The sequence below is a fragment of the Rhizobium sp. CIAT894 genome, from assembly GCF_000172795.2.
Lineage (GTDB): Bacteria > Pseudomonadota > Alphaproteobacteria > Rhizobiales > Rhizobiaceae > Rhizobium.
Genome location: NZ_CP020947.1, coordinates 2,984,830 through 3,009,505, shown reverse-complemented (window position 1 = coordinate 3,009,505; position 24,676 = coordinate 2,984,830). Strand labels below are relative to the sequence as shown.

Below are 24,676 nucleotides of genomic sequence, written 5' to 3'. Positions count from 1 at the left end.
ATCTGTGGACGATGCATATTTCATCGGTGCGGGCACTGGAAGCTTGCCGCGCGGGCGACAATTACAGAGATCGGATTCGATGAAGAAGGCGATTGCTGATGGTGGGTTTGAACAGTGCCGTGGTGCTGATCGTCGAGGATGAGCCGGTGATCCGGTTCAATATCCTCGATGTGCTGGAGGATGTCGGCCATGTGGCGCTGGAGGCGGCGAATGCTGATGAGGCGCTGGTGGTGCTGAAGGGCAGGCAGGATGTCGATATCCTGTTCACCGACGTCAACATGGCGGGTTCCATGGACGGTATTCAGCTTGCCAAGCGGGTGAGGGCGATGCGGCCGAATATCGGCATTATCATCACCTCGGGCATGGTGCAGCTCGACCCGATGGCGCTGCCCGCCAACACTGCCTTCCTGCCGAAACCCTATATGCACGATGCGCTGATCTCGACCATCAATTCCCTGATGACGTGACCGGATTGTCTGGTGACATGACAGGGGCGCGCAGCCGCAAAACGGGGACTGGTTTTGCGGCTGCGCGCGAGGCGCCGGGAGACATGCTCGTCTTCGGGTGCAGCGGAGGGGGTCGCGCCCTCAGCCGAAGCTGCTCTTCAGCGCCTCGTTCTCGTGATGAGCCTTCTTTTCGTAGATCGTGAACAGCGCCATCGAGAGGAGATAGGAGAGGAAGGGGTCTCCTATCTGTGTGGCGATGTCGCGGGATGCGAGAACATGACGCTCCAGCGTGCCGATGTCTTTCTCTGTTGCGGTTTCAACGAGGCGTTTCATGCTGCCATCTCCAGGAATTGGGTCACGACCGAACGGGCCGGCACGTGTCTGGTATAAAGGGGTAGGGTCAGGCCGAGGGCGGCGCGCATCTTGCGCAGCACGCGGTCCGAGACTTCGAAGGCGCCGCAGCAGACGGGATACTTGCCGTAGCCGTCTGCGCGGCCGAGTTCTTCCACTTCGGCGCCGGCGCGTTTGTAGACGCGCTTGAGATAGGGTTCGTAGTTGGAAATCATCGTATGGATGCCGTGGTCCAGCGCGCATTCGCACAGCGCAAGCAGCATCATCGAGAAGGCGCGGCCGGCATCGATATGGGGGAAGTCCCTGGCGATCGCCTCCTCGTCGATGCACATGCGCGTGCCTTCCCAGATGCCGGGGGCGATGAGATCGGCGGCGGCGGGGAACGTCTCGCGGAAGACATCGTAGAGAAGGGTCGGGCCGGTCGTCGGCATCAGGCGCATGCCGCCGTAAAGACGGGTGCGGCTGTCGTTGCACCAGACGAGATAGGCAGGCGCCAGCGCATCGTAGCTGTCGCGTTCATAGGGACCGACGACCGGAACATCCCAGCCGAGCGTATCGGCGAAAACCTTCTTGCGCAGGCGAAACATCTGGTCGAGTACGGCAGCGTATTTTTGATACTCATGTGCCTGAATGATAGCGAACATTTTGCCCTCCAGCGTTTGCAAGTCCGTGGAAGGCACAATGGTTCAGGCAGGCCGGATCGGAAATTCCCTCAGATAGGCCCCCTCAGATGAGGGGGGTCGGAATCGATGCATCTCGCCCCGGACGTGTGCAGCGTTCCGGGATAACCGCATGCATTGGAATGAAGAGCTTCAGGGATTGATGATGCGCAACTGCACGGCCCGCGAGGCGGCCGCCGAGATCGTGGCGCAGCCGAGCTTGAAGCGGGCGGTCTTCAGATAATCGCGCGTCGTGTGCTCGGATATGCCGAGGATGACCGAGATATCCTTGTAATCCTTGCCGAGTGCGGTCCAGTGCAGGCATTCGATTTCGCGCGGCGACAGGGCCGGCACCGGATCGTTCTCGCCGTGCAGCTCGTAGACGGCCTTGCGATGGATCAGATGGGCGATCTCGATCCATTCGTTGCGGCAGCGGCGGACGAGCTCGGTCCATTCGTCGACCGGAATGCGGGCATTCACCGACAGAAGCGCGCGGCGCTGCGCCTTGTCGGCAACGGGAATGGAATAGCCATTGCCGCCGATGCCGTGCTTCTGGGCGTCGACCAGCATGGCATAGGCCTCCGGCGTCGGCTCGACCTCGCTCCAGTCGAAAGGCAGTTGGCGTTCGAAGCCCTGCTTGACGATCGGGTCGACCTTCACATAGCTGTTCAGGAGATAACGCGAGACCCAGGCATCCGGATAGGTGGTGCGCACGAAGGGCGAATCGATCTTGCTGGCGATCGTCTGGGCGAGGTGGTAGGTGACGAAGTCGAGGCCATATTCCGCCTGCAGAATGCGGATGGCGCCATCCACATTGGCCGCGGCCTTGATCTGTTCGAATGCGGGTTCGAACTTTTCGCTGTAGGTATTCTCGATCATTTCCACTGCCCCAGTTCCCTCAATCCTACCGTGAGGACCGTCACAAATACAAGGCATCCCCACATATGCGGGGAATGACAATCCCGGCTCCGCCTGCTAGCGCCTTTCACGAGGAGACCTCATATGGACAGCAAGAGACCATTCGAGATTGCCGAATGCCAACAGGCCGCCAAGGGCCTGAAATCCAGTTGGCAGGACATGGCGGGCTCCGAAGCGCTGATCCGCGCCCTCGTTGCCGAACGCAACGGAGACAGCCCGCTGGCACTGTTCTGGACAGAGGTCCACCGGACGCTTTGCACGGAACTCAAGGTCTTCTGACACGGCCCGCCCCGGCGGGTTTCAGGCTTTTCCCCAATATAAGCAGGATCGGCCGGGCATCGGAATCGATGCTGCGGCGCGCCTGGCGGCGAGATGAAATCCGTGCGCGCGAACGAACACGTTTTTCAGTCTCATCCGTTTCCGATTTTGCAAGGAGAGTGTCGAGCGGCAATGTCGCGGGCAGGGGGAGCAGAAAGCGCTTATCCCCTGGATTTATGCCAATATGCTTGATGAAGCGTTTCTAATGGGAGCGGAGACGGTTTAGACTGTGCCATTGCGGCCGCTTTCTCGCAGGCGAGCCCGGCCACCGGTATCTGCACCGGCAAATGGGGCAGCGCCCATCACCCGCCCCCGTCCTTCGAGGCTCCGGCCTGCGGCCTCCACACCTCAGGATGAGGGCTGATCGTTGTGCCGCGTGGCTGGTGGGTGATCGGAGTGCCGTGTGGCTGGCGGACGATCAGTGCGCCGTGTCATGCCATTCCACAGACTCTGGCATGCTGCTTGGCTCTTAGGTGAGGCAAGCGGTGCCCTCTCTCCGCCCTCATCCTGAGGTGCCCCGCAGGGGCCTCGAAGGACGAGGGCGGCCACCGGCCACCCGCGCTCACTTGGCCTCGATTGGCCCGCGTTTCGACAAACCAGGCAAAGCCTCGTAATCCATCGCTATCAACGCCTCCTTCTTGCGGCGTGACCAGCCCTTGATCTGCCGCTCGCGGGCGATGGCGTCGATGATGAGGTCGTAGGTTTCGGTAAAGACCAGTTCGACGGGGCGGCGCTTGGCGGTATAGCCGTCATAGGTTCCGGCATTGTGCTCCCAGACACGCGCCTCGACCTCCTGCTTGGTCAGCCCGGTGTAATAAGAGCCGTCGCTGCAGCGGAGGATGTAGACAGTGACTTCCATAGCGGCAGGCTAGCATGGGGAGTGTGCAGGCAGCAATCGTGAGGCTTGAGGTGTTCCAGCCACCCCCCCTCGTCCTTCGAGGCCCCTACGGGGCACCTCAGGATGAGGGCTAATTGTGGTGCCGCATAGCGGGTGGGCTCATCGGCGTGCTGTGTGGTTGGTAGGCTGACATGGGCGCCATGTAGCTAGCGAGCGATCGGTGCGCCATGTCCACAGACTGGACGGCTGCCGCTCCGCTCTCGGCGCCACAAGCCGCACCCTCTCTCCGCCCTCATCCTGAGGTGCCCCGCAGGGGCCTCGAAGGACGAGGGCGGCCACTGACGCGAGTCAGCCGACCTTTGTCGAAGGGTTGACCCAGCCGTCGCGCGGCACTTCGGGCCGTTGCGGCTTCGGGCGAAATTTCACCAGCACCTCGCGCCCGTCGGAAGAGGCCTGCGTGCGCTCCAATTCATCGCGCTCGGCAACGGCCTGGCGCCAGTGATCATCGTCACGGCCGTGGGGACGGCCCTGTTCTTCCCAGATCGAATAAGCTCTTTTGCTGATCCATTCGTGACGTCGACTGCTCATCTATTCATTCCATTCTTTAAAGGCGTTATTCAGCAATTTTGTTCTGCAAAACCGGCGAACGGCGCTTGGCCGCCATGAGCAGGTCGAGCTCGATCGAAGAGGGCCCGAACCGGGTGAATAGGCTCTCGGCCTGTTCTCCGCCCAGGCCATATTTGGAGGCGAATTCATCAAGACTATAGGGGCGGCCGCGCAGGATCCTGCTTCGGCGCTCCGGCTCTCGGATTTGCGTCATTGGTGGTAACCCCAGACTGTTTTGCGATTATGAGAACAAAACAGATTACCGCGATAAAGGTTCCGTGAATTTTCAGCGTTTTTTCGCCTGGTCGCACCAACGGTATCCGACGGCATGGATTTTCCGGAACGATGGTCTCTGAGAAAATTTCAACTAAAACACGTTGAAATATCAGGGTGTTATGGAATTCGCTTCCGTAATGGCCGATAAATGGGCTTTACCCCGGCGCGTTACTCTATAGAATCAATCGTGTTAATCGGTTCGCAGGGGCAGCAAATCGCGCGTTCCCCGCGTTGGCGCGACCGATACCGGAGGACTTTGGCTTCCACCCATCAAGAGGAGACAGACATGATGAATGCCCTGCCGCCACTTCATGACGGCCACGCGCCGTTCAACCTCCAGCAGCTGTTTCGCGAAGCGCTCTACGCCTTCGAAGAATGGGACAGCGAATTGACCGAGCCGATCGTCACTCACGAAGGACGGGTCATCCCCATCAGCTTCGTTTTCGAAGCCATGCGCACATGCACCGATATCGTGCCGATGAATATCGTCGGCGCCGTCACCGAACGGCTGACCAAGCCGTGGGAGGGCGAAGGCCCGCTCGACCAGATGACCTTCTCGACGGCGGCGCGCGTCATGCGCGTGCTGGTGCGCAAGCGCCTTCTTGCCAATGGCACGGCCGATCTCGTCGCCGTTTCGGCCCACGCGGCCGAAGAGCAGAACCGCGACTGACGGGATGAGGATCGCGGCCAAGGCTGCGGTCCTTTTCCGCTTCCCGGCGGAACCTCGCTCATTCCCAGCCGTTTAATCCGGCATGCACAGCCCGCCGCCAGTGACGGGCGAGGAATGAATGCCATGCTGAAATCCATCGTTCATGAACTCATCGGCACACCCAGGCGCGAGCCTCGGCTACCGCAATCGCTCGAGCAGTTCCGCGACAGGAAGCGGGTTCTGATCATCTTCGCCGACGCGCAGGACGACCGCGCCGTGATTCAGGATGAATGGCTGCGCAAGGCGCATATGCGCCTCATCGAGGAAGACGTCGAGGTGTTCAGCATCGCCGGCGGCGGCGCGTTTGCGCTGTTCGACGACGACTGGGACCTCGATGCCGACGATATCAGGGAGCGGTTGCAGGGGCCGCCGTCCGGCGAGTTCGGGCTGATTCTGGTCGGGCGTGACGGAACGGTGAAGTTGCGCTCCAGCGAGCCGATGGGCGCGGAGGAAATATTCGCGGCCTTCGAGATGCTGCCGAAGAAGACGCCCTGGTAATCCTCGCAGTTTCCGCTTGAATCGGTGCTGCGGGGCGGGGAAAGCTGCGCCTGTCTTTTACGCATTCAGAGTTCGAAAGCTTCCTTGAGGCCGAGGCTCTTGCGTTCGCGCAGGTCGAGATCGGCCTCGATATGGGCGATGTGATGCAGCATCAGCCGGCAGGCGCGGTCGAGGTCGTCGCCTTCGATCGCTGCAATGATGTCGCCATGTTCGGAGTGGCCGCAGCTCGATACGGTCGACTGGCCGTAAAGCGCGATCACCAGCGACGAGCGGGCCACGAGCTCTTCCATGAAGCGCTGCATGATCGCATTGCCGGAGATTTCCGCCAGCCTCAGATGGAAATCGCCGGATGCCTTGATCTCGGCGCGCCGCGCCGTCTGGCCACGCTCGCTCATCAGGCGGCCTTCCTCCAGCAGAAGCTGCTTCAGCTGACTGATGTCATCGGCGGTGATCCGCGCCGCCGCCTCGCGCAATATGCCGGGCTCGACCAGGCGGCGGGCGGCAAAGATCTGGCGGGCCTCATCCGGCGAGGGATAGGCGACGAAGGCGCCGCGGTTTTTCGCGACGCTGACGAGGCCTTCATAGGAGAGCGCCTGCAGCGCCGCCCGGGCAAGCGTGCGGCTGACATTGAAGAGATTGCCGACATCGTTTTCCGAGAGCTTTGTGCCGGGCGAAAGTCTGCGCTCGACGATTGCTTCGCGAATGGAATCACGGATCAGTTGTGTGCTGGTTTCGGCGGAGTCTTCGGCCTGCGTGGCCTTGGCAGCGGATTTCATGAAAATCGATTTCCTGATGATCGGCAAACCATATCCGGCTTCCCGGCAAAAGTTAAACGGAATTTGTGCTCGAAGCGCCGAATGAATTGTATACGAACGTCTGCTTTAATTGCAGACAATAGCCTAAATCATGTGCAGACATTGCTGCGCCCATAAATTGCCGTCTGGCATCTGTCGTCGGCAAAATCCTTTATTCACAATGGGTTATTGCTGGTCTGCCGAACTGGCACGGGAGATGCATCGCCTTGTTCGAACAGGGGAAGGCATGATGTCGAAAGCGGCAGAGATCGATATAGTATCCGTTTCGAAGGTGTACGGGGCGACGACAGCGGTCCAGGCGATCAGCCTGAAGATTCCGGCCGGCTCCTATTGCTGCTTCCTCGGCCCGTCCGGCTGCGGCAAGACCTCGACGCTGCGCATGATCGCCGGCCATGAGAGCATTTCCTCGGGCGATATCCGGCTTGGCAGAACAGTCGTCACCGATTTTCCGCCGGCCAAGCGCGGCACGGCGATGATGTTCCAGTCCTATGCGCTGTTTCCGCATCTCGACCTGATCGACAATGTCGCCTTCAGCCTGAAGATGAAGGGCGTCGACAAGGCGGAGCGCCGCGCCAAGGCGCTCGAGATGCTGAAGCTGATGCAGATGGAGCCCTATGCCTCCAGGCGGCCGGCCCAGCTTTCCGGCGGCCAGCAGCAGCGTGTGGCGCTGGCGCGTGCTTTGATCACCGATCCCGAAGCGCTGCTGCTCGACGAGCCGCTGTCGGCGCTCGATCCCTTCCTGAAGATCCGCATGCGCGCCGAACTGAAGAAACTGCAGAAATCGCTCGGCATCACCTTCGTGCATGTCACCCACAGCCAGGAAGAGGCGATGGCGCTCGCCGATATCATGGTCATCATGAATGACGGCCGGATCGAGCAGGCGGCGGCCCCGCGCGAGGTTTTCGAGAAGCCGGCCACCGCCTTCGTCGCCCGCTTCATGGGCGATCACAACGTGCTCACCGGCCGGGTGACATCGAGCGAGGACGGCGTGCTCGTCATGACCGTGCCGGAGGGGCAGAGCTTTTCCGTGCGCGGCGAGGGCAGGGAGGTCGGCGAAGCTGTCGATATCGGCATCCGCACCGATCGCGTGCGCCTGCAGGTGGCGACCGAATGGACGCTCGGCTTCAACGGCATCGTCTCCAATGTCGAATATCGCGGCTCTTCCGTAAAAATCACCGTTCTCGGCGCCGGCAGCGACGACTTCACCGTCATCTCGGACGACGGCGACTATTTCGCCCGGCCGGTTTCAGTCGGCGATGCCGTCTCGCTCAGCTGGGCGCTCGAGGACGCCGTGCTTCTCGGCCGATCTCCTGCGTGAACAATCACCATCAACAACCATCCTTCCACATCAACAAAAAGGGGAACTGACATGACGACTGAAACGACATCGAACGCGGGCAAAGGTCTATCCCGCCGCACGCTCCTGAAGACGGGTGCTGCCGCCGTCGGCGCCATCGCCGGCTCCGGTGCCATCACCGGCTTTCCCACCATATGGGCGAAGACGAACATCACGCTTCGCCAGTTCGGCACCGGTGTTTCGAACATCAATGCCATCGCCGAGAAGTGCAAAGCCGATCTCGGCATCACGCTGGAGATGACGGCGACCGATTCCGACGCCGCCGCCCAGCGCGCCGTCACCCAGCCCGACAGCTACGACATCGCCGACGTCGAATACTGGATCGCCAAGAAGGTGTTCCCAACAGGCGTCCTGCAGCCGATGGACGTCAAGAAGCTGAAATATTACGACAAGATCGTGCCGCTGTTCATCAACGGCAAGCTCAAGGCGGACAGCGTCATTGCTCAGGGCACGGCCCCGCACACCGTCGGCTTCGTCGAAGCCCAGGGTTCCAAGAAATTCGCCAAGGAACCGACGCAGTGGATGACGATGGTTCCCACCATCTACAATGCCGACACGCTCGGCATCCGCCCCGACTTGACCGGCCGTCCGATCACCAGCTGGGCCGACATTCTCGATCCGGCCTTCAAGGGCAAGACCGCGATCCTCAACATCCCGTCGATCGGCATCATGGATGCGGCGATGATCATGGAAGCCGCCGGCAAGATCAAATATGCCGACAAGGGCAACATGACCAAGGAAGAGATCGACAAGACGATCGAATTCCTGATCAAGACCAAGGGCGACGGCCAGTTCCGCGCCTTCTGGAAGTCGTTCGACGAGTCGGTCAACCTGATGGCCTCGGGCGAAGTCGTCATCCAGTCGATGTGGTCGCCTGCTGTCGCTGCCGTCCGCTCCAAGGGCATTGCCTGCACCTTCCAGCCGCTCAAGGAAGGCTACCGCGCCTGGGGCGGCGGCCTCGGCCTTGCCGCACACCTCAAGGGCGCTGAGCTCGATGCGGCTTACGAATACATCAACTGGTACACGTCGGGCTGGGTCGGCGGCTATCTCAACCGCCAGGGCTATTATTCCGCCTGCATGGACACCGCCAAAGAGTTCATGTCGGCCGACGAATGGGGCTACTGGATCGAAGGCAAGCCGGCGCAGGGCGATATCCTCTCCCCCGAAGGCAAGGTCATGGAAAAGGCCGGCGCCGTGCGCGACGGCGGTTCCTTCGAAGCCCGCATGGGCGCGGTCGCCTGCTGGAACTCGGTCATGGACGAGGACCGCTACATGGTCCGCCGCTGGAACGAGTTCATCGCGGCTTGATCGGCGAGGGGGCGGAGAAGCATTGTCTTTCGCTGATGCTCAAGACGTCGCTCCGCTCCGCCCCCTCATCCGCCCTTCGGGCACCTTCTCCCCGCTGGGGAGAAGAGGGAGTTCGAGACTGGGGGCGCGTACTGCAAGTTCATCGAGGCGTAACCGGTTGCCGCTTTCCCCTCCCCAACCCTCCCCACAAGGGGGAGGGAGCCCAGAGGCGGTGCGGCACAGTAGCTCCCTCCCCCTTGTGGGGAGGGTTGGGGAGGGGTCTTTTTGAGTCCTCCTCATCCCAAAGCAAGGTCCGCGGTGGCGCAGGCGCTGCCGCGATTCCCTTCTCCCCAGCGGGGAGAAGGTGCCGGCAGGCGGATGAGGGGGCGGCATCCTCTACCGTGCCTGTCAATGAGATAACGGAGAACGGGATATGGCAACCATCGCAGTAGACACGGAAGAGGGCGCCCGCGGCAGACGTTCTTTCCGCCTCTCCCCCTCAGCCATCTCCTATCTCCAGGCAACACCGCTGATCGTCATTCTCGGCTTCTTTTTCCTGCTGCCGATCGCGATGATATCGGTCGTCAGCTTCTGGGATTACGATTTCGCCGGCCTCTATCCCGATTTCCTCACCATGAACTACACCGACACGCTCGGTTCATGGGTAACGTGGAAGACCTATCTCAACACGCTGAAATTCACCGCCATCGTCTGGGCGCTGACGCTCGTCATCGGTTTCTGGGTCGCCTATTTCCTGGCCTTCCACGTCCGCAAGACCTCGACGCAGATGATCCTTTTCCTCGTCTGCACCGTGCCGTTCATGACCTCGAACATCATCCGCATGATCTCGTGGATCCCGGTGCTCGGGCGCAACGGCCTCGTCAATTCGGCGCTGATCGAAATGGGCGTCATCCCCAAGCCGATCGAATGGCTGCTCTATTCCGACTTCGCCGTCGTGCTCGCCATGGTGCATCTCTATACGCTGTTCATGGTGACGCCGATCTTCAACACGCTGATGCGCATCGATCGGTCACTGTTCGAGGCGGCGCGGGATGCCGGGGCGTCGAGCTGGCAGGTATTGTGGAACGTCGTCATTCCGCTTGCCAAGCCCGGCATGGCGATCGGCACGATCTTCGTCGTCACGCTTGTGATGGCCGATTTTTCCACCGTGCAGGTGATGTCCGGCGGCCAGAGCGCTTCGGTGGCGCTGATGATGAAAAACCAGATGTCGCTGCTGCAATATCCGGCCGCCGCCGCCAATGCCGTGGTGCTGCTGGCCGTGGTGCTCTTGATGGTCGCGGCCATCCTGCGTGTCGTCGACATCCGCAAGGAGCTTTGAGATGAACCACGAAAAACGCGGCCTCGAATTCTATCTGCTGGCGATTTTCTTCATCGTCTTCGTACTGTTCCTCTACGGCCCGCTTTCGGCGATCCTGATCCTCTCCTTCCAGGGGCCGGACGGCGGGCTGACCTTCCCGATGAACGGCGTTTCCACCCATTGGTTCTTCAACCTGTTCGAAAAGCAGGCGGTCGGCGATTTCGGCGCCTCGTTCCGGCGTTCCTTCACCCTCGGGCTGATGGTGATGGTGGTAACGGTCGTCGTGTCGCTGCTTGCCGGCCTTGCCTTCCGCCGCCGTTTCCGGGGTTCGACGGCGCTGTTCTATGCGACGGTCGCCAGCCTCGTCGTGCCGTCGATCATCATTTCGCTCGGCATCGGCGTCGTCTTCCAGGAGGGTGGGTTGAAGCCTGCCTGGTATTCCTCGGCCTTCGGCGCGCATTTGACCTGGACGCTGCCCTTCGGCGTATTGATCATGTTTGCCGTCTTCAACCGTTTTTCGCCTGCCTATGAAGAGGCGGCGCGCGATCTTGGCGCCAGCTCCTGGCAGACCTTCCGCCATGTCGTGCTGCCGATGATCGCGCCGAGCCTGATCGGCGTCGGCCTGTTCGGTTTCACGCTCTCCTATGACGAATTCGCCCGCACCTTGATGACCTCCGGCAGCTACAATACCTTGCCGCTTGAAATCTACGGCATGACGACCAATGTCACGACGCCGGTGCTCTATGCGCTCGGCACGGTGACGACACTGTTTTCCTTCACCATCATTCTCATTGCGCTCGGTGTCATGACCATGCTCAGCCGGCGACAGGCAAAGATAGACTGATATGCGCATCCTCATCGTCAATCCGAACACCACTGTTTCCATGACCGAGAAGGCCGCGACCGCCGCACGCGCGGTGGCGGCATCCGGCACCGAGATCATCGCCGCCACCTCGCGTATGGGGCCGGTCTCCATCGAGGGGCATTATGACGGCGCGCTGGCGATCCCCGGTTTGCTCTTGGAACTGAAGGAGCGGCAGGCGGCGGGTTACGACGCGGCGGTCATTGCCTGCTTCGACGACACTGGGCTCGAAGCGGCGCGGAGCTTCGCCGATGTGCCGATCCTCGGTCTTTGCGAATCGGCCGTGGTGACGGCGAGCTTCCTGGCGCAGCGCTTCACCGTGGTGACGACGCTGGAGCGGTCACGGGTGCTGATCGACAATCTGGTGCGCCGCTACGGCATGGGGGAGCGCGCCAAGGTGCGCGCCTGCGATATTCCGGTGCTGGAGCTGGAAGATGCCGCCTCGGGCGCGATCGGCAAGCTCCGGGCCGAGATCGAGCGGGCTCTTGTCGAAGACGGGGCCGAGGCGATCGTGCTCGGCTGTGCCGGCATGACGGATCTTGCCCGGGAATTGCAGAATATCTACGGCGTGCCCGTCGTCGACGGTGTCGCAGCCGCTGTCAAGCAGGCCGAGGCGCTGGTGTCGCTCGGGCTTTCCACCAGCAAGCGCGGCTCCTATGCCTCGCCGCTGCCGAAACCCTTTATGGGCGCGATGAGCGGTTTCTCGCCGGCCGCGAAAATCGGCTGAGCCATGGCCGTCTCCTTCGATTTCAAAGCGCTCAGCGAGCGCGAACGCTACAAGCTGATGATCGGCACGATCATTCCGCGGCCGATCGCGCTGGTGACGACGGTCGACGAGCACGGCCGGATCAACGCGGCCCCCTTCAGCTTCTTCAACTGCCTGTCGGCCGATCCGCCGATCCTGGCGATCGGCGTCGAGAACAATGCCGACATGTCGTTCAAGGATACCGGTCACAATATCCGCATGACCGAGGTTTTCACCGTCAACATCGTCTCCTTCGCCATCGCCGAGGCGATGCATGTCTGCGGCAGCAAATATCCGCGCGGCGTCGACGAGTTGAAGGAAGCCGGGTTGACGGCGATGCCGGGCGAGAAGGTTGCTTCCCCCTTCATCGCCGAAGCACCGGCCGCCTTCGAATGCCGGCGGCATGTGACGCTGGAGCTTGGACGCTCGCGGCAGATTATCCTCGGCGAAATCGTCTATGCGCATTACCGCGACGGTGTCGTCGATCCGCAACGGCTGCATGTCGATCCGGCCGCGGTCGATGCCATTGCGAGACTGGGCGGCGACACCTGCGCCACAACACGCGAGCGTTTCGAGATGCTGACGCCGAAGCTCTGACGTCTCCATACCCCAAGTTTTGCTTTACTTTTTCTCTTCTGGTGAGAATGGTCTGCAGCGTATCTTTGCAGGAGAGGAGCGCCTATTATGACAATCGAGAACGATCTCAGCCGGATCGCCGAGCAGGAAAAGGCGCTGAGCTTCGACGCCTTCGATCTCACCACTGCCTGGCAGCTCGGTAAGCTTCTGCAGGAACTCGCCACCGAGCGCGGCCTCGGCATCGCGATTGATGTGACGCTGCATTCGATGCCGGTCTTCTACGCGGCATTGCCGGGCGTCACACCCGATAACGTCAACTGGGTGCGCCGCAAGCGTAACATGGTGCTGCGTTATTTCCGCAGCAGCTATGCGTCCGGGCTGAAGCTCAGCAAGGATGGCAAGACCGTCGAGGACAACGGGCTTGATGGTGCCGACTATGCGCCGCATGGCGGCAGTTTTCCGATCAACGTCAAGGGCACCGGCTGCATCGGCGCGGTCACCGTTTCGGGTCTGCCGCAGCGCGACGACCACAATCTCGCGGTCGAGGCCTTGGCGCTGATGCTGGCGAAGGATCTGGATACGCTGCGGCTCGCTCCGCTCTGAGGCGGGATCTGCCGTAATTTCGACAGAAAAAAGCCATGAAAAATGCAAAATCGCGTCGCCGCTCCAGTGACGCGGGCTTGTCCTGTGGTTAAGGTGCGGCATCGCCCTCCTTAACCTTCCCGGGACGCCATGATCCGCCTGTTCCTTGCGCTTGCCGCCGCCATCGGCTTCGGCCTTCTCCTTGCCTCCTGCAACACGCTCTCCAAGGAGGAATGTGTCGCCGCCGACTGGCGGGTGATCGGTGAAAGTGATGGCGCCGCCGGCTACGAGCCGCAGCAGCGTTTCGCCGCCCATGCGAAATCCTGCGAGCGGGTGAAGATCGTGCCCGATCAGACGATCTGGTTCCAGGGATATCAGTCCGGCCTGGTGCGTTATTGCACGCCGCTCAGCGGGCTGGCGCGCGGCCAGGCGGGCAGCGGCTATGCCAATGTCTGCCCGCCCGAAACCGCATCGGGCTTCCTGCGCGGCTTCAATATCGGAGCCAAGCAGCACGGGCTGCAGGAGCGCCTCAATTCGATGCAGAACGATTACAGCTCCAAGGAGACTGAAATCGACGAGCTTTCCGACAGGCTGAAAGATGCCAAGGATGGGGACCGGTCTGAGCTTCGCCGGCGGATCGAGGATCTCGAAGACGACATGCACGACATCCGCCGCGACCAGCGCGACGTGCAGGATGAACTCGACCGTGCAAACGAGGATGTCGAATGGTTCCAGCGCAACCCCACCGCCGAATTGCGGGCGCCGGGTTATTGAGCTTTACAGCCCCGCGCCTTTTCTAACGCGCGGGGCATGCTGAACCCTGGATGGGTGCCTCAGAGCTTGCCGCCGGCCTCGGTGATGCCTTTCGTCAGGCTGCCCGTTGCCGGAAAGAGCGGGATGAGGCAGGCCTGCAGGGCGTGGTAGATATCGCCCTTGCCGGGGAAGAGCGAATGGGCGGGGACGAGATCTTCGGTCAGTTCCTCGTGCCAGCCGCCATTCTTATGGTCGATGAAGGCGCGCTCGATCACGTTCCAGATCTTGCGGTAGCTCTCCTCGTGGAAATCGCTCGGCAGATGTTCATTGAGGAAATGGGCGGCAGCCGCACCTTCGCAGGCCGGCCACCAGAGCTTGTTGCGCTTGGCGGGCTTGTCGTCCCAATCGAGCGTATAGAAGAAGCCGCCCTTGTCGTTGTCCCAGCCGAGCGCCATCGATTGGGCGAAAAGGGCCTTGGCCGCATCCGGCATCCATTCGATGCGTTTGCCGCCGAGCGCCCAGAGCTGCAGGATCAGGCGCGCCCATTCCAGCCAGTGGCCGGGCGTCGTGCCGGCCGGGCGGAACATTTCGTTCGGATGGTAGTAAGACTTGTCGAGGTTCCATTCGGCGTCGAAATGCTCGGCGACGCGCCAGTCGACCGAACCGGCCGTGCGGCGGATGACGAGGTCGGCGATACTTTCGGCCTTGGTGAGGTATTCCTTTTCGCCGGTCGCCTCGAAGGCGGCCATCAGCGCTTCGGTCAGGTGCATGTTGGAATTCTGGCCGCGATAGGCGCCGCCGTCGAGCGGCTGCCAGTCGGCGGTGAATTCCTCGGCGATCGCGCCGTGTTTTGCCTCCCAGAACCTGACGTTCAGGATCTCGGTGATATCGTCGAGCATGCCGTCGGCAAGCGGATGGCCGATCATCTTGGCGGAGGAGGCGGCGAGCAGCACGAAAGCATGGCCGTAACCCTGCTTGTTGGTATCGACCGGGCCGTCATTGTTCAGCGACCAGAAATAGCCGCCATTCCTGCGGTCGCGATGATGGTTCCAGAGATAGTCCATGCCATGGTCGACGAGGTCGCCAGCGCCCGGGCGGCCGAGCAGGGCGCCGATCGAGAAACAATGGATCGCGCGCGCTGCGATATGGATGCCGCGCACCTGGCCCTCGGCGTCGAGCGGCCTGCCTTGGTCGTCGAGATCGTAGAAGCCGCCCTTCGGGTTGACCGAATTGTGCTGGAAGAAATCGAAAAGGCCGTTTGCCTGCGCCAGCAGCCAGCCGCGATGGTAGGCGCGGGTCGTCCAGTTTCCAAGCGCGGTGTTGCCGGTTGCGGGTGCCATGATGCTCCTCCGATTTCGTGCACAAGCGTCGCAAACGCCTATATAGAGGTCGGGCGAGTCTGTCATCGGGCAAGCTTGCAAAGCACGAAATCGACAGGCATATATTGACATAAAGATATCTTTATGTGATCTGGAAGTCTGGTCTTACGACGTCAAGGAGCCCTCCCGTGTTTGATACTCTCTTTGGTCCGGAAACGGGCAAGCGTGACGGCAGTGAAGTTTTCGCCGCTTTGAAGAAAGCCGCGAGCGAGCGCATCCTTGTTCTCGACGGCGCGATGGGCACGCAGATCCAGGGGCTCGGCTATGACGAAGACCAGTTCCGCGGAACCCGCTTCATCGGCTGCGCCTGCCATCAAAAGGGTAATAACGACCTTCTGATCCTGAGCCAGCCGGATGCGATCGAAGAGATCCATTACAAATACGCCAAGGCCGGCGCCGATATCCTCGAGACCAATACCTTCTCCTCGACCCGCATCGCCCAGGCCGATTACCAGATGGAAGGCGAGGTCTATGCGCTGAACAAGGAAGGTGCGGAGATTGTGCGCCGTGCGGCAATCCGCGCCGAGCGCGAGGACGGCCGCCGCCGCTTCGTGGCCGGCGCCATCGGCCCGACCAACCGCACCGCCTCGATCTCTCCCGACGTCAACAATCCCGGTTTCCGCGCCGTCACCTTCGACGATCTGCGCTCCGCCTATGGCGAGCAGATCGACGGGCTGATCGACGGCGGCGCCGACATCATCCTGATCGAGACGATCTTCGACACGCTGAACGCAAAGGCTGCGATCTTCGCCTGCGAGGAGCGTTTCGAGGCCAAGGGCGTGCGTCTGCCGGTGATGATCTCCGGCACGATCACCGACCTTTCCGGCCGCACGCTGTCCGGCCAGACGCCGTCGGCCTTCTGGAACTCGGTGCGCCACGCCAATCCCTTCACGATCGGCCTCAATTGCGCGCTCGGCGCCAATGCGATGCGCCCGCACCTCCAGGAACTCTCAGGCGTCGCCGACACCTTCATCTGCGCCTATCCGAATGCCGGGCTGCCGAACGAGTTCGGCCAGTATGACGAAACGCCGGAGCTGATGGCGGCGCAGATCGACAGCTTCGCCCGCGAAGGCCTGGTCAACATCGTCGGCGGCTGCTGCGGCTCGACGCCGGAACATATCAGGGCGATCGCCGAGACCGTGGCCAAGTACAAGCCGCGTGAGATTCCCGAGCACCGCCCCTTCATGTCGCTGTCGGGTCTCGAACCTTTCGAGCTGACCAAGGACATTCCTTTCGTCGACGTCGGCGAGCGCACCAACGTCACCGGCTCGGCGAAGTTCCGCAAGCTGATCACCAATCACGACTACACCGCAGCGCTCGATGTCGCGCGCGACCAGGTCGAGAACGGCGCCCAGGTGATCGACATCAATATGGACGAAGGCCTGATCGATTCCGAAAAGGCGATGGTCGAGTTTCTCAATCTGATCGCCGCGGAGCCTGACATCGCCCGCGTGCCCGTGATGATCGACAGTTCGAAATTCTCGATCATCGAATCCGGCCTGAAGCGGGTGCAGGGCAAGCCGATCGTCAATTCGATCTCGCTGAAGGAAGGCGAGGAGAATTTCCTCGCTCAGGCGCGGTTGCTGCACAATTATGGTGCTGCCGTCGTCGTTATGGCCTTCGACGAGACGGGGCAGGCCGACAGCTATGAGCGCAAGGTGGAAATCTGCACGCGCGCCTACAAGCTGCTGACGGAAAAGATCGGTTTCCCGCCCGAAGACATCATCTTCGATCCGAATATCTTCGCGGTCGCCACCGGCATCGAAGAGCACAATAATTACGGCGTCGATTTCATCGAGGCGACGCGGACGATCCGTCAGCGCATGCCGCTCGTGCATATTTCCGGCGGCGTCTCCAACCTGTCCTTCTCGTTCCGCGGCAACGAGCCGGTGCGCGAGGCGATGCATGCCGTGTTCCTCTACCATGCCATCCAGGCGGGCATGGACATGGGCATCGTCAATGCCGGCCAGCTCGCCGTCTACGACAACATCGACCCCGAGCTGCGCGAGGCCTGCGAGGACGTGGTGCTGAACCGGCGTCCCGACAGCACCGAGCGGCTGCTCGAAGTGGCCGAGCGTTTCCGTGGCGCCGGCGCCCGTGAGGGCCGCGTCCAGGACCTCTCCTGGCGCGAATGGAGCGTCGAGAAGCGCCTCGAACATGCGCTCGTCAACGGCATTACCGAATATATCGAAGCCGATACGGAGGAGGCGCGCCAGCAGGCCGCCCGTCCCCTGCACGTCATTGAAGGGCCGCTGATGGCCGGCATGAATGTTGTCGGCGACCTGTTCGGTTCCGGCAAGATGTTCCTGCCGCAGGTGGTAAAATCCGCCCGTGTCATGAAGCAGGCGGTTGCCGTCCTGCTTCCCTACATGGAAGAGGAAAAGCGCCTCACCGGTGGCGATGACCGGCAATCGGCCGGCAAGATCCTGATGGCGACGGTCAAGGGCGATGTGCACGATATCGGCAAGAACATCGTCGGCGTCGTGCTCGCCTGCAATAATTACGAGATCGTCGACCTCGGCGTCATGGTGCCGGCGACGAAGATCCTCGAAACCGCAATCGCCGAAAAGGTCGATGTCATCGGCCTTTCCGGGCTGATCACGCCGTCGCTCGACGAAATGGTGCATGTCGCGGCCGAAATGGAACGTCAGGGCTTCGAGATCCCGCTGCTGATCGGCGGCGCCACAACCAGCCGCGTGCACACGGCGGTGAAGATCCATCCCGGCTACAACAAGGGGCAGGCGGTCTACGTGACCGATGCGAGCCGCGCCGTCGGCGTCGTCTCGGCGCTGCTCTCGCCGGAAACGCGGCAGGGCTATGTCGACGATGTGAGAGCCGAATATGCCAAGGTGGCGGCGGCGCACGCCCGCAGCGAAGCGGAGAAGGTGCGCCTGCCTTTGTCGCGGGCTCGGGAGAATGCGCATAAGGTCGACTGGTCGGCCTACAAGCCGACAAAGCCGGAGTTCTTCGGCACACGGGTGTTCGAGGATTACGATCTGGCCGAGCTCGCGAGATACATCGATTGGACGCCGTTCTTCCAGACCTGGGAATTGCGCGGCCGTTACCCCGCCATTCTCGAAGACGAGAAGCAGGGCGAGGCGGCGCGTGCGCTCTGGGCCGATGCCCAGGCCATGCTCAAGAAGATCATCGACGAGAAGTGGTTCCGCCCCCGCGCCGTTATCGGCTTCTGGCCGGCCGGCGCCGTCGGCGACGATATCCGCCTGTTCACCGACGAGAGCCGGAAACAGGAGCTTGCAACCTTCTATACGCTGCGCCAGCAGCTCTCGAAGCGGGACGGCCGGGCGAACGTGGCGCTGTCGGACTTCGTCGCACCTGTTGCAAGCGGTGTGCAGGATTATGTCGGCGGCTTCGTGGTGACATCAGGCATCGAGGAAATCGCCATCGCCGAACGTTTCGAGCGGTCGAACGACGACTATTCCTCTATCCTCGTCAAGGCGCTGGCCGACCGCTTCGCCGAAGCTTTTGCCGAGCGCATGCATGAGCAGGTACGACGGGAATATTGGGGCTATGCGAGGGATGAGCAGCTCAGCAACGAAGACCTCATCACTGAAGCCTATGCCGGCATCCGCCCCGCGCCCGGTTATCCCGCCCAGCCCGACCACACGGAAAAGGCGACACTCTTCAAGCTGCTCGATGCGGAAAAAACCGCCGGCGTGAAGCTGACGGAAAGCTATGCGATGTGGCCCGGCTCGTCCGTATCCGGCCTCTATATCGGCCACCCCGACTCCTATTATTTCGGCGTCGCCAAGGTGGAGCGCGATCAAGTGGAAGACTATGCCAAGCGCAAGGGCATGGAGGTTTCCGAAGTCGAGCGCTGGCTTGGACCGGTGCTCAACTACGTGCCGCGCAAGACCGAAGACGAAATCGAAGATGCGGCCTGATTTGGCGAGTCTTTGCAGTGGCTTGACGCGGCGCGCTCAGGAACCGATTCAATGAATGAAAGCCGGGAAGTGATTCACTTTCCGGCTTTATGATTTTGATATGGTTCAATAATTATCTGCATTTTCGAATTCGGTAGCGGAATTCACGGTGAGGTGATATGATTAGCTAAGTTAGCTAATGAGGACTGTGATGCAGGTTACCATTCATGCCGCGAAGACCAATCTGTCGAAGTTGATCGACGCCGCCCTTTCCGGTGAGGAAGTGGTGATCGCCAAAGGGCATAAGCCTGTCGTGAAGATCATTCCGATTGCGCAATCTTCCTTCAAGATCGGCCTGCTCAAGGGACAGGTTGCTGGAAATGGGCCGGACTTTTTCGAGCCCATGGATGGAAGCGATCTTGCTGCCTGGGAAGGGATCGAGTGAATTCGCTTCTGCTCGACACCCATGCCTGGGCATGGTCGCTGACCGGCGACGAGCGGCTCTCGGCCAAGGCGGTCGCTCTGATCGAAAGAGCGGAGGCTATTTTCGTCAGCCCGATATCTTTGTTTGAAATCGGGCAGAAGGTTCGTCTGGGCAAATGGCCAGAGATGGAACCTTTCATCGGCCGGCTGCCGGAACTGCTGCAGGAGCAGGGTGGCATTGCCGCGGGCCTGACACCGGAAATCTGTCTGGCTGCAGCCATGATGGACTGGACGCATCGCGATCCGTTCGACCGGCTTCTTGCCGCGACCGCCATGCAGAACGGGATACCGATCATTTCCGCCGATGCGATCTTCGACGAACTCGCCGGAAACCAGCTTTGGATCGCCCGCTTCTGGTAGGCTCAGGTCACTCCGATCGTTAGCTCGGCGACGAAATCATAGGCATCGCCGCGATACAGCGAGCGGGTGAATTCCACGGCGCGGCCGGAGCCGAGATAGGAGATGCGTTCGATCGACAGGCCGGCCGCACCCACGGAGACGCCGAGAAGCTGGGCGTCGGCTTCCTTCATATTGGTTGCCGAAATGCGCTGGACGGCGCGCACCGGACGGACGTTGAGGCGTTCGAGTTCGGCGTAGAGCGAATTGCTGACGGCGGAGGGATCGGGGAGGAATTCGCCGGAGACGCTGGCATTCTCGATTGCCAGCGGCTGGTCGTCGGCGATGCGCAGGCGCGAGAGGCGCGAAACCTTCACGCCCGCGGCGAGGCCAAGGATCATCATCTCGTCGGGTGAGGGGGTATGAATGCCCTTATGCAACCATTCCGAGCGGGAGGACATGCCGCGGCGTGCCATGTCTTCGGTGAAAGAGGTGAGCTGCGACAGACGCTGCTCGACCTTGGAGACCGGCTTGGCGACAAAGGTGCCCGAGCCGTGGCGGCGCACCAGCAGGCCGTCGGCGACGAGTTCGTCGATCGCCTTGCGTACGGTGACCCGGCTGACGGCGGCAAGTTCGGCGATGTCGCGCTCCGGCGGCAGCGCGTCGCCGTGACCAAGCGTGCCGGCGCGCACGGCCTCTTCGAGCGTGCGGCGGAGCTTGACGTAGAGCGGGCCGGTGCCGGCCGCCTGCAGGCGTTCCAGGGAGAGGATTGTGGCGAGATCGTCGGTCATGCCGCACCTCTCCGTCGCTCGTTCAGGAGCTTGACCGCAAGTTCCACCGCGCCGTGAAGGGCATCGTTTTTCGGCTTGGCAAGCAGCGGCCTGTAGCGTTGGGGAAGCCAGGGCTCATAGGCTTCCGCAAGGCCGCCAAGCAGGCAGATTGACGGGCATCCGGGCCAGAGCAGCGCTTCGAGGCTTTCACCGATCGCCGTTGCCGCGTCCGTGACGATGCCGATCGCGACCGTATCGCCCCTCATTGCGTAGTCGAAGACAACAGGCGCGTAGCGGGCAAAATCCGTCGGTCTTGCCGAATGGGCGAATTCGACGATGCGCTCGGGATCGTTGCCGTATTCGGCCATGACCGATTCGGTGATCGCGGAAGCCGGGCGTACGCCGTCGTGGGCGAGCAGCGATCGTTCCATCAGGTCGCGGCCCAGGCGGGCGCCGCTTGCCTGGTCGCCGACGACGAAGCCCCAGCCGCCGATGCCGTTCAGCCGTCCCTCTTTCCGGGCGTTATAGACCGAGCCGGTGCCGAAGGCGCCGACGATGCCGTCGGCATCGCCGAGCGCGCCCTGCAGGGCGATCAGCGCGTCGGTAACAATGCGGCCTTCGGCAAAGGGCAGGGCCTTTTCGACTCGCTGGCCATAATCCGTGACATTGGCGCCGGCGACTCCGACGACCGCTGCGACGGAGGAAATTGTTTCCGCGGCGAGCCCGGCATCGCGCAAAGCCTGCCGGGCGGAGTCGACGATATTGAGAAGAGAATTGTCCAGATCGGACAGGATATTGGCAGGCCCCGATTTGCCGCGGCCGATGATAGTGCCGTTTCTGTCCGCGACCGCGGCCCGGCAGCTCGTTCCGCCGCCATCTATGCCGATTGCAAGCTCCGTCATCGGACCTCCGAATACGCCGTTCCCACCTGTTTTTCATACAATACCAAAAAAATACCATTTACCAAGTGGGAATGGCGGAGAAATTACACCTTTTTATCTTGTTGATTTTACTTAATAAAAATTTTTAATGAAGCCGTGTTGGCCAAAAAGTTAAAATTCGTCTGGACAATTGGTATTTTTTTGGCCTTAATTCGACAAAAGGGAACAGCGTTTCGAAGCCCACGAAAACCGGCAGCAAAGCCAAGCCGGAACCGCTTCGAGGATGATGCCAGAACACCAGCGGCCTGTCGGGCCGGCGATGGAATTCAGGCATCCATTGGCTTTCCCATTATTTTTCGGCGCGTCCGGTGCAGGTCACCGAACAGCGCGCAGTCCGGCCGCAGGCGATCCGCCTTTGCGTCCGTCGAGCTTTCGGGGCCGGCAGTCGCTGGCGGTCCTCCAAGGGGCGTTGGGTGTTTCCTCAAGCACGCCAACCGCTTGTTTCAGATCGAAAACGGCGCCTTCCGGCGCCTGAAAACAGGAGAGGGAAATGAAAAACACTGCTCTGAAAAGCTTCCTGCTTGCCTCAAGCCTGCTGACATCGGCAGGTCTCGTCCATGCCGCCGACGTCACGCTGACGGTCGAAAGCTGGCGTAACGACGACCTGCAGATCTGGCAGGAGAAGATCATCCCGGCGTTCGAAGCCAAGAATCCGGGCATCAAGATCGTCTTCTCGCCGACCGCTCCGACCGAATACAATGCTTCGCTGAACGCCAAGCTCGATGCCGGCTCCGCAGGCGATATCATCACCTGCCGTCCGTTCGACGCCTCGCTCGAACTCTTCAACAAGAAGCAGCTTGTCGACATCACCAGCCTGCCCGGAATGGAGAACTTCTCAGCCGTCGCCAAGGCGGCATGGTCGACCGACGACGGCAAGTCGACCTTCTGCGTGCCGATGGCTTCGGTCATCCACGGCTTCATCTACAACAAGGATGCCTTCGACAAGCTCGGTATATCCGTGCCGAAGACGCAGGACGAGTTCTACGCGGCGCTCGACAAGATCAAGGCCGACGGCACCTATATTCCGCTCGCCATGGGCACGAAGGACCTCTGGGAAGCCGCCACGATGGGCTACCAGAACATCGGCCCGAACTACTGGAAGGGTGAAGAAGGCCGCGACGCCCTGATCGCGGGCAAGCAGAAGCTGACCGATGCCGACTGGGTCAAGCCCTATGAAGAGCTGGCCAAGTGGAAGCCCTATCTCGGCGACGGTTTCGAAGCCCAGACCTATTCTGACAGTCAGAACCTCTTCACCCTCGGACGCGCCGCCATCTATCCGGCCGGCTCCTGGGAAATCGCGCTGTTCAACACGCAGGCGCAGTTCAAGATGGGCGCCTTCCCGCCGCCGGTTCCGAAGTCCGGCGATCAAGGCTATATCTCCGACCATCCGGATATCGGCGTCGCCCTGAATGCCAAGAGCAAGCATGCCGAGGAAGCCAAGAAGTTCCTGAGCTGGGTCGCTTCGCCCGAGTTCGCCGACATCTATGCGAACTCGCTGCCGGGCTTCTTCAGCCTGAACTCCAATCCGGTCAAGATGTCCGATCCGCTTGCCCAGGAATTCGTCTCCTGGCGGGGCCCGTACAAGTCGACCGTGCGCTCGACCTACCAGATCCTGTCGCGCGGCACGCCGAACCTCGAAAACGAGACCTGGGTGGAATCGGCCAACGTGATCAACGGCACGGATACGCCGAAGGTCGCTGCCGAGAAGCTGCAGAAGGGCCTCGACAGCTGGTACAAGCCGGCGAAGTAACCGTGAAACCCCTCCCCAACCCCTCCCCACAAAGGGGAGGGGCTTAGGCTGTCGCAAATGCGCGGTTTTGGTGGAGAGGGGATCACGCCGCGGGTCTTCTTCCCCCTTGTGGGGAAGATGGCCGGCAGGCCAGAAGGGGTCTTTCGTCATGCGAAAGCATGGCGGCTCGCGATAGCGAAGACGTGCCCTGCCGTGTGGATGAACCGAATCCAGCCCCAGGATCTATCTGTGCTGTGCTTCAATGCCAGCCGATAACAACAAGGCAAAAGCCATGAGCCCAACCGACAACGCGGCCGATATCGTCCCGATCAAGCGCCCGGTGCGCTGGCACATCTTCGTCTTCATGCTGCCCGCCGTAATCGTCTATTCTGCCGTCATGGTGCTGCCGCTGATCGAAACGCTGAGGCTTTCGCTCTACAATACGGTCGATGGGCAGCCTGCCTTCGTCGGGCTTGCGAATTTCAAGGTGCTGTTCGGCGATCCGCGCTGGGCGCATGATTTCTGGAACGCACTCGTCAACAACCTGATCTTCTTCGCCATCCACATGTGCGTGCAGAACCCGATCGGCATTGCGCTGGCGGCCCTGCTTTCGGTGCCGAAGCTCAGGGGCGTCGCCTTCTACCGCACGGCGATGTTCCTGCCGACGCTGCTCTCCTTCGTCATCGTCGGCTTCATCTGGAAGTTGATCCTGTCGCCGATCTGGGGTGTCGCGCCCTGGATGCTCGATCTCATCGGCTTGAAATTCCTGTTCGCCCCCTGGCTCGGTAAGCCGGGTTCGGCGCTGATTGCCGTGTCGCTGATCTCCAACTGGCAATATATCGGCATTCCGATGATGTTGATCTATGCAGCGCTTCTCAGCATCCCGGAAGAGGTGATCGAGGCGGCCGAATGCGACGGCATTACCGGCTGGGCGCAGTTCTGGAAGATCAAGCTGCCGCTCATCCTGCCGGCGATCGGCATCATCTCGATCCTGACTTTCGTCGGCAATTTCAATGCTTTCGACCTGATCTACACGGTGCAGGGGGCGCTGGCCGGGCCTGACATGTCGACCGATATTCTCGGCACGCTGCTCTACCGCACCTTCTTCGGTTTCCAGCTGCAGCTCGGCGACCGCTCGATGGGTGCGACGATCGCCACCGTGATGTTCCTCATCATCCTCGCCGGCGTCTCGCTTTATCTCTTCGTCATCCAGCGGCGCATGCGTCGCTACCAGTTCTGAGGA

At 61.3% G+C, this 24,676-nt stretch carries 27 protein-coding genes; 17 read left to right on the top strand and 10 right to left on the bottom strand.

Annotated features, from left to right (window positions below; translation table 11 throughout):
• Positions 1-98 precede the first annotated feature (98 nt).
• Complete coding sequence (locus RHEC894_RS14930) at positions 99-467, top strand: response regulator (RefSeq protein WP_085737853.1); 369 nt, start codon at positions 99-101, stop codon at positions 465-467.
• Between the two features lie 120 nt (positions 468-587).
• On the opposite strand, the gene RHEC894_RS14925 is transcribed toward RHEC894_RS14930, so the two are convergent.
• The 3 genes from RHEC894_RS14925 to RHEC894_RS14915 form a co-directional block, all read right to left on the bottom strand.
• Complete coding sequence (locus RHEC894_RS14925; protein ID WP_085737852.1) at positions 588-779, bottom strand: hypothetical protein; 192 nt, start codon at positions 777-779, stop codon at positions 588-590.
• Positions 776-1,441 carry an acyl-homoserine-lactone synthase gene (locus tag RHEC894_RS14920; RefSeq protein ID WP_085737851.1) on the bottom strand — a complete coding sequence of 222 codons (666 nt, stop codon included), beginning with the start codon at positions 1,439-1,441 and terminating at the stop codon, positions 776-778. The genes RHEC894_RS14925 and RHEC894_RS14920 overlap by 4 nt, the downstream gene beginning before the upstream one ends.
• Before the next feature lie 168 nt (positions 1,442-1,609).
• Positions 1,610-2,335 (bottom strand): LuxR family transcriptional regulator, encoded by a 726-nt coding sequence (locus RHEC894_RS14915; protein WP_085737850.1) that lies wholly within the window; start codon positions 2,333-2,335, stop codon positions 1,610-1,612.
• Between the two features lie 123 nt (positions 2,336-2,458).
• On the opposite strand from RHEC894_RS14915, the gene RHEC894_RS14910 reads away from it, so the two are divergent.
• On the top strand, positions 2,459-2,653 hold the full coding sequence (locus RHEC894_RS14910) for a hypothetical protein (protein WP_085737849.1): 195 nt from the start codon (positions 2,459-2,461) through the stop codon (positions 2,651-2,653).
• A gap of 601 nt (positions 2,654-3,254) precedes the next feature.
• On the opposite strand, the gene RHEC894_RS14905 is transcribed toward RHEC894_RS14910, so the two are convergent.
• The 3 genes from RHEC894_RS14905 to RHEC894_RS14895 form a co-directional block, all read right to left on the bottom strand.
• A complete protein-coding gene (locus RHEC894_RS14905) occupies positions 3,255-3,551 on the bottom strand; it encodes a GIY-YIG nuclease family protein (protein WP_010067419.1) in 297 nt (98 codons plus the stop codon).
• 327 nt (positions 3,552-3,878) lie between these two features.
• Positions 3,879-4,118, bottom strand: coding sequence for a DUF2934 domain-containing protein (locus RHEC894_RS14900; RefSeq protein ID WP_085737848.1), 240 nt, complete (start codon positions 4,116-4,118; stop codon positions 3,879-3,881).
• A gap of 25 nt (positions 4,119-4,143) precedes the next feature.
• Positions 4,144-4,350, bottom strand: coding sequence for a hypothetical protein (locus RHEC894_RS14895; protein WP_085737847.1), 207 nt, complete (start codon positions 4,348-4,350; stop codon positions 4,144-4,146).
• Between the two features lie 348 nt (positions 4,351-4,698).
• Here RHEC894_RS14895 and RHEC894_RS14890 point away from each other — a divergent pair, with 348 nt between their 5' ends.
• Positions 4,699-5,082, top strand: coding sequence for a hypothetical protein (locus tag RHEC894_RS14890; RefSeq protein ID WP_010069603.1), 384 nt, complete (start codon positions 4,699-4,701; stop codon positions 5,080-5,082).
• 123 nt (positions 5,083-5,205) lie between these two features.
• The gene (locus RHEC894_RS14885) at positions 5,206-5,619 is read left to right on the top strand and encodes a DUF4174 domain-containing protein (protein WP_085738996.1); all 414 of its coding nucleotides are present in this window, start codon (positions 5,206-5,208) and stop codon (positions 5,617-5,619) included.
• A 65-nt stretch (positions 5,620-5,684) separates the two neighbouring features.
• Here the strand turns inward: RHEC894_RS14885 and RHEC894_RS14880 are convergent, their stop codons facing one another.
• Positions 5,685-6,395, bottom strand: a complete 711-nt coding sequence (locus RHEC894_RS14880; protein ID WP_085738995.1) for a GntR family transcriptional regulator — start codon at positions 6,393-6,395, stop codon at positions 5,685-5,687.
• A gap of 268 nt (positions 6,396-6,663) precedes the next feature.
• On the opposite strand from RHEC894_RS14880, the gene RHEC894_RS14875 reads away from it, so the two are divergent.
• The 8 genes from RHEC894_RS14875 to RHEC894_RS14840 all read left to right on the top strand — a co-directional run bounded on the left by RHEC894_RS14875 (position 6,664) and on the right by RHEC894_RS14840 (position 13,935).
• Positions 6,664-7,752 carry an ABC transporter ATP-binding protein gene (locus tag RHEC894_RS14875; RefSeq protein WP_085738994.1) on the top strand — a complete coding sequence of 363 codons (1,089 nt, stop codon included), beginning with the start codon at positions 6,664-6,666 and terminating at the stop codon, positions 7,750-7,752.
• A 51-nt stretch (positions 7,753-7,803) separates the two neighbouring features.
• On the top strand, positions 7,804-9,099 hold the full coding sequence (locus RHEC894_RS14870) for a PotD/PotF family extracellular solute-binding protein (RefSeq protein ID WP_085737846.1): 1,296 nt from the start codon (positions 7,804-7,806) through the stop codon (positions 9,097-9,099).
• Between the two features lie 412 nt (positions 9,100-9,511).
• A complete protein-coding gene (locus RHEC894_RS14865; RefSeq protein ID WP_085737845.1) occupies positions 9,512-10,417 on the top strand; it encodes an ABC transporter permease in 906 nt (301 codons plus the stop codon).
• A gap of 1 nt (position 10,418) precedes the next feature.
• Complete coding sequence (locus RHEC894_RS14860; protein WP_010068281.1) at positions 10,419-11,240, top strand: ABC transporter permease; 822 nt, start codon at positions 10,419-10,421, stop codon at positions 11,238-11,240.
• A 1-nt stretch (position 11,241) separates the two neighbouring features.
• A complete protein-coding gene (locus RHEC894_RS14855; RefSeq protein WP_085737844.1) occupies positions 11,242-11,985 on the top strand; it encodes an aspartate/glutamate racemase family protein in 744 nt (247 codons plus the stop codon).
• Between the two features lie 3 nt (positions 11,986-11,988).
• Positions 11,989-12,600 carry a flavin reductase family protein gene (locus RHEC894_RS14850; RefSeq protein ID WP_085737843.1) on the top strand — a complete coding sequence of 204 codons (612 nt, stop codon included), beginning with the start codon at positions 11,989-11,991 and terminating at the stop codon, positions 12,598-12,600.
• 87 nt (positions 12,601-12,687) lie between these two features.
• Complete coding sequence (locus tag RHEC894_RS14845) at positions 12,688-13,182, top strand: heme-degrading domain-containing protein (RefSeq protein ID WP_085737842.1); 495 nt, start codon at positions 12,688-12,690, stop codon at positions 13,180-13,182.
• A gap of 129 nt (positions 13,183-13,311) precedes the next feature.
• Complete coding sequence (locus RHEC894_RS14840) at positions 13,312-13,935, top strand: DUF2799 domain-containing protein (protein WP_085737841.1); 624 nt, start codon at positions 13,312-13,314, stop codon at positions 13,933-13,935.
• A gap of 59 nt (positions 13,936-13,994) precedes the next feature.
• Here the strand turns inward: RHEC894_RS14840 and RHEC894_RS14835 are convergent, their stop codons facing one another.
• Positions 13,995-15,254, bottom strand: a complete 1,260-nt coding sequence (locus tag RHEC894_RS14835) for an AGE family epimerase/isomerase (RefSeq protein ID WP_085737840.1) — start codon at positions 15,252-15,254, stop codon at positions 13,995-13,997.
• A gap of 167 nt (positions 15,255-15,421) precedes the next feature.
• Here RHEC894_RS14835 and metH point away from each other — a divergent pair, with 167 nt between their 5' ends.
• The 3 genes from metH (at position 15,422) to RHEC894_RS14820 (ending at position 20,017) form a co-directional block, all read left to right on the top strand.
• Positions 15,422-19,195, top strand: coding sequence for a methionine synthase (gene metH / locus RHEC894_RS14830; protein ID WP_085737839.1), 3,774 nt, complete (start codon positions 15,422-15,424; stop codon positions 19,193-19,195).
• A gap of 190 nt (positions 19,196-19,385) precedes the next feature.
• Entirely contained in the window at positions 19,386-19,619 is a 234-nt protein-coding gene (locus RHEC894_RS14825; RefSeq protein ID WP_085737838.1) for a type II toxin-antitoxin system prevent-host-death family antitoxin, read from the top strand.
• Positions 19,616-20,017: a type II toxin-antitoxin system VapC family toxin gene (locus tag RHEC894_RS14820; RefSeq protein WP_085737837.1), complete on the top strand. Its 402-nt coding sequence runs from the start codon at positions 19,616-19,618 to the stop codon at positions 20,015-20,017. Before RHEC894_RS14825 ends, RHEC894_RS14820 begins: the two co-directional genes overlap by 4 nt.
• A gap of 2 nt (positions 20,018-20,019) precedes the next feature.
• Here the strand turns inward: RHEC894_RS14820 and RHEC894_RS14815 are convergent, their stop codons facing one another.
• Together RHEC894_RS14815 and RHEC894_RS14810 are read right to left on the bottom strand one after the other, a co-directional pair.
• Positions 20,020-20,784 carry a GntR family transcriptional regulator gene (locus RHEC894_RS14815; RefSeq protein WP_085737836.1) on the bottom strand — a complete coding sequence of 255 codons (765 nt, stop codon included), beginning with the start codon at positions 20,782-20,784 and terminating at the stop codon, positions 20,020-20,022.
• Positions 20,781-21,665, bottom strand: coding sequence for an N-acetylglucosamine kinase (locus RHEC894_RS14810; RefSeq protein ID WP_085737835.1), 885 nt, complete (start codon positions 21,663-21,665; stop codon positions 20,781-20,783). Before RHEC894_RS14810 ends, RHEC894_RS14815 begins: the two co-directional genes overlap by 4 nt.
• Before the next feature lie 529 nt (positions 21,666-22,194).
• On the opposite strand from RHEC894_RS14810, the gene RHEC894_RS14805 reads away from it, so the two are divergent.
• Positions 22,195-23,454 carry an ABC transporter substrate-binding protein gene (locus RHEC894_RS14805; RefSeq protein WP_085737834.1) on the top strand — a complete coding sequence of 420 codons (1,260 nt, stop codon included), beginning with the start codon at positions 22,195-22,197 and terminating at the stop codon, positions 23,452-23,454.
• A 271-nt stretch (positions 23,455-23,725) separates the two neighbouring features.
• Positions 23,726-24,673, top strand: a complete 948-nt coding sequence (locus RHEC894_RS14800; RefSeq protein ID WP_085737833.1) for a sugar ABC transporter permease — start codon at positions 23,726-23,728, stop codon at positions 24,671-24,673.
• Positions 24,674-24,676 lie beyond the last annotated feature (3 nt).

Bases quoted from the DNA above. Each gene is read 5' to 3' on its own strand.
- RHEC894_RS14890 (WP_010069603.1), top strand. From the start codon at position 4,699: ATGATGAATGCCCTGCCGCCACTTCATGACGGCCACGCGCCGTTCAAC.
- RHEC894_RS14925 (WP_085737852.1), bottom strand. From the start codon at position 779: ATGAAACGCCTCGTTGAAACCGCAACAGAGAAAGACATCGGCACGCTG.
- RHEC894_RS14920 (WP_085737851.1), bottom strand. From the start codon at position 1,441: ATGTTCGCTATCATTCAGGCACATGAGTATCAAAAATACGCTGCCGTA.
- RHEC894_RS14875 (WP_085738994.1), top strand. From the start codon at position 6,664: ATGTCGAAAGCGGCAGAGATCGATATAGTATCCGTTTCGAAGGTGTAC.
- RHEC894_RS14910 (WP_085737849.1), top strand. From the start codon at position 2,459: ATGGACAGCAAGAGACCATTCGAGATTGCCGAATGCCAACAGGCCGCC.
- RHEC894_RS14840 (WP_085737841.1), top strand. From the start codon at position 13,312: ATGATCCGCCTGTTCCTTGCGCTTGCCGCCGCCATCGGCTTCGGCCTT.
- RHEC894_RS14835 (WP_085737840.1), bottom strand. From the start codon at position 15,254: ATGGCACCCGCAACCGGCAACACCGCGCTTGGAAACTGGACGACCCGC.
- RHEC894_RS14865 (WP_085737845.1), top strand. From the start codon at position 9,512: ATGGCAACCATCGCAGTAGACACGGAAGAGGGCGCCCGCGGCAGACGT.
- RHEC894_RS14905 (WP_010067419.1), bottom strand. From the start codon at position 3,551: ATGGAAGTCACTGTCTACATCCTCCGCTGCAGCGACGGCTCTTATTAC.
- RHEC894_RS14900 (WP_085737848.1), bottom strand. From the start codon at position 4,118: ATGAGCAGTCGACGTCACGAATGGATCAGCAAAAGAGCTTATTCGATC.
- RHEC894_RS14810 (WP_085737835.1), bottom strand. From the start codon at position 21,665: ATGACGGAGCTTGCAATCGGCATAGATGGCGGCGGAACGAGCTGCCGG.
- RHEC894_RS14930 (WP_085737853.1), top strand. From the start codon at position 99: ATGGTGGGTTTGAACAGTGCCGTGGTGCTGATCGTCGAGGATGAGCCG.
- RHEC894_RS14805 (WP_085737834.1), top strand. From the start codon at position 22,195: ATGAAAAACACTGCTCTGAAAAGCTTCCTGCTTGCCTCAAGCCTGCTG.
- RHEC894_RS14825 (WP_085737838.1), top strand. From the start codon at position 19,386: ATGCAGGTTACCATTCATGCCGCGAAGACCAATCTGTCGAAGTTGATC.
- RHEC894_RS14845 (WP_085737842.1), top strand. From the start codon at position 12,688: ATGACAATCGAGAACGATCTCAGCCGGATCGCCGAGCAGGAAAAGGCG.
- RHEC894_RS14815 (WP_085737836.1), bottom strand. From the start codon at position 20,784: ATGACCGACGATCTCGCCACAATCCTCTCCCTGGAACGCCTGCAGGCG.
- RHEC894_RS14855 (WP_085737844.1), top strand. From the start codon at position 11,242: ATGCGCATCCTCATCGTCAATCCGAACACCACTGTTTCCATGACCGAG.
- RHEC894_RS14915 (WP_085737850.1), bottom strand. From the start codon at position 2,335: ATGATCGAGAATACCTACAGCGAAAAGTTCGAACCCGCATTCGAACAG.
- RHEC894_RS14880 (WP_085738995.1), bottom strand. From the start codon at position 6,395: ATGAAATCCGCTGCCAAGGCCACGCAGGCCGAAGACTCCGCCGAAACC.
- RHEC894_RS14850 (WP_085737843.1), top strand. From the start codon at position 11,989: ATGGCCGTCTCCTTCGATTTCAAAGCGCTCAGCGAGCGCGAACGCTAC.
- RHEC894_RS14895 (WP_085737847.1), bottom strand. From the start codon at position 4,350: ATGACGCAAATCCGAGAGCCGGAGCGCCGAAGCAGGATCCTGCGCGGC.
- RHEC894_RS14860 (WP_010068281.1), top strand. From the start codon at position 10,419: ATGAACCACGAAAAACGCGGCCTCGAATTCTATCTGCTGGCGATTTTC.
- RHEC894_RS14885 (WP_085738996.1), top strand. From the start codon at position 5,206: ATGCTGAAATCCATCGTTCATGAACTCATCGGCACACCCAGGCGCGAG.
- RHEC894_RS14870 (WP_085737846.1), top strand. From the start codon at position 7,804: ATGACGACTGAAACGACATCGAACGCGGGCAAAGGTCTATCCCGCCGC.
- RHEC894_RS14800 (WP_085737833.1), top strand. From the start codon at position 23,726: ATGAGCCCAACCGACAACGCGGCCGATATCGTCCCGATCAAGCGCCCG.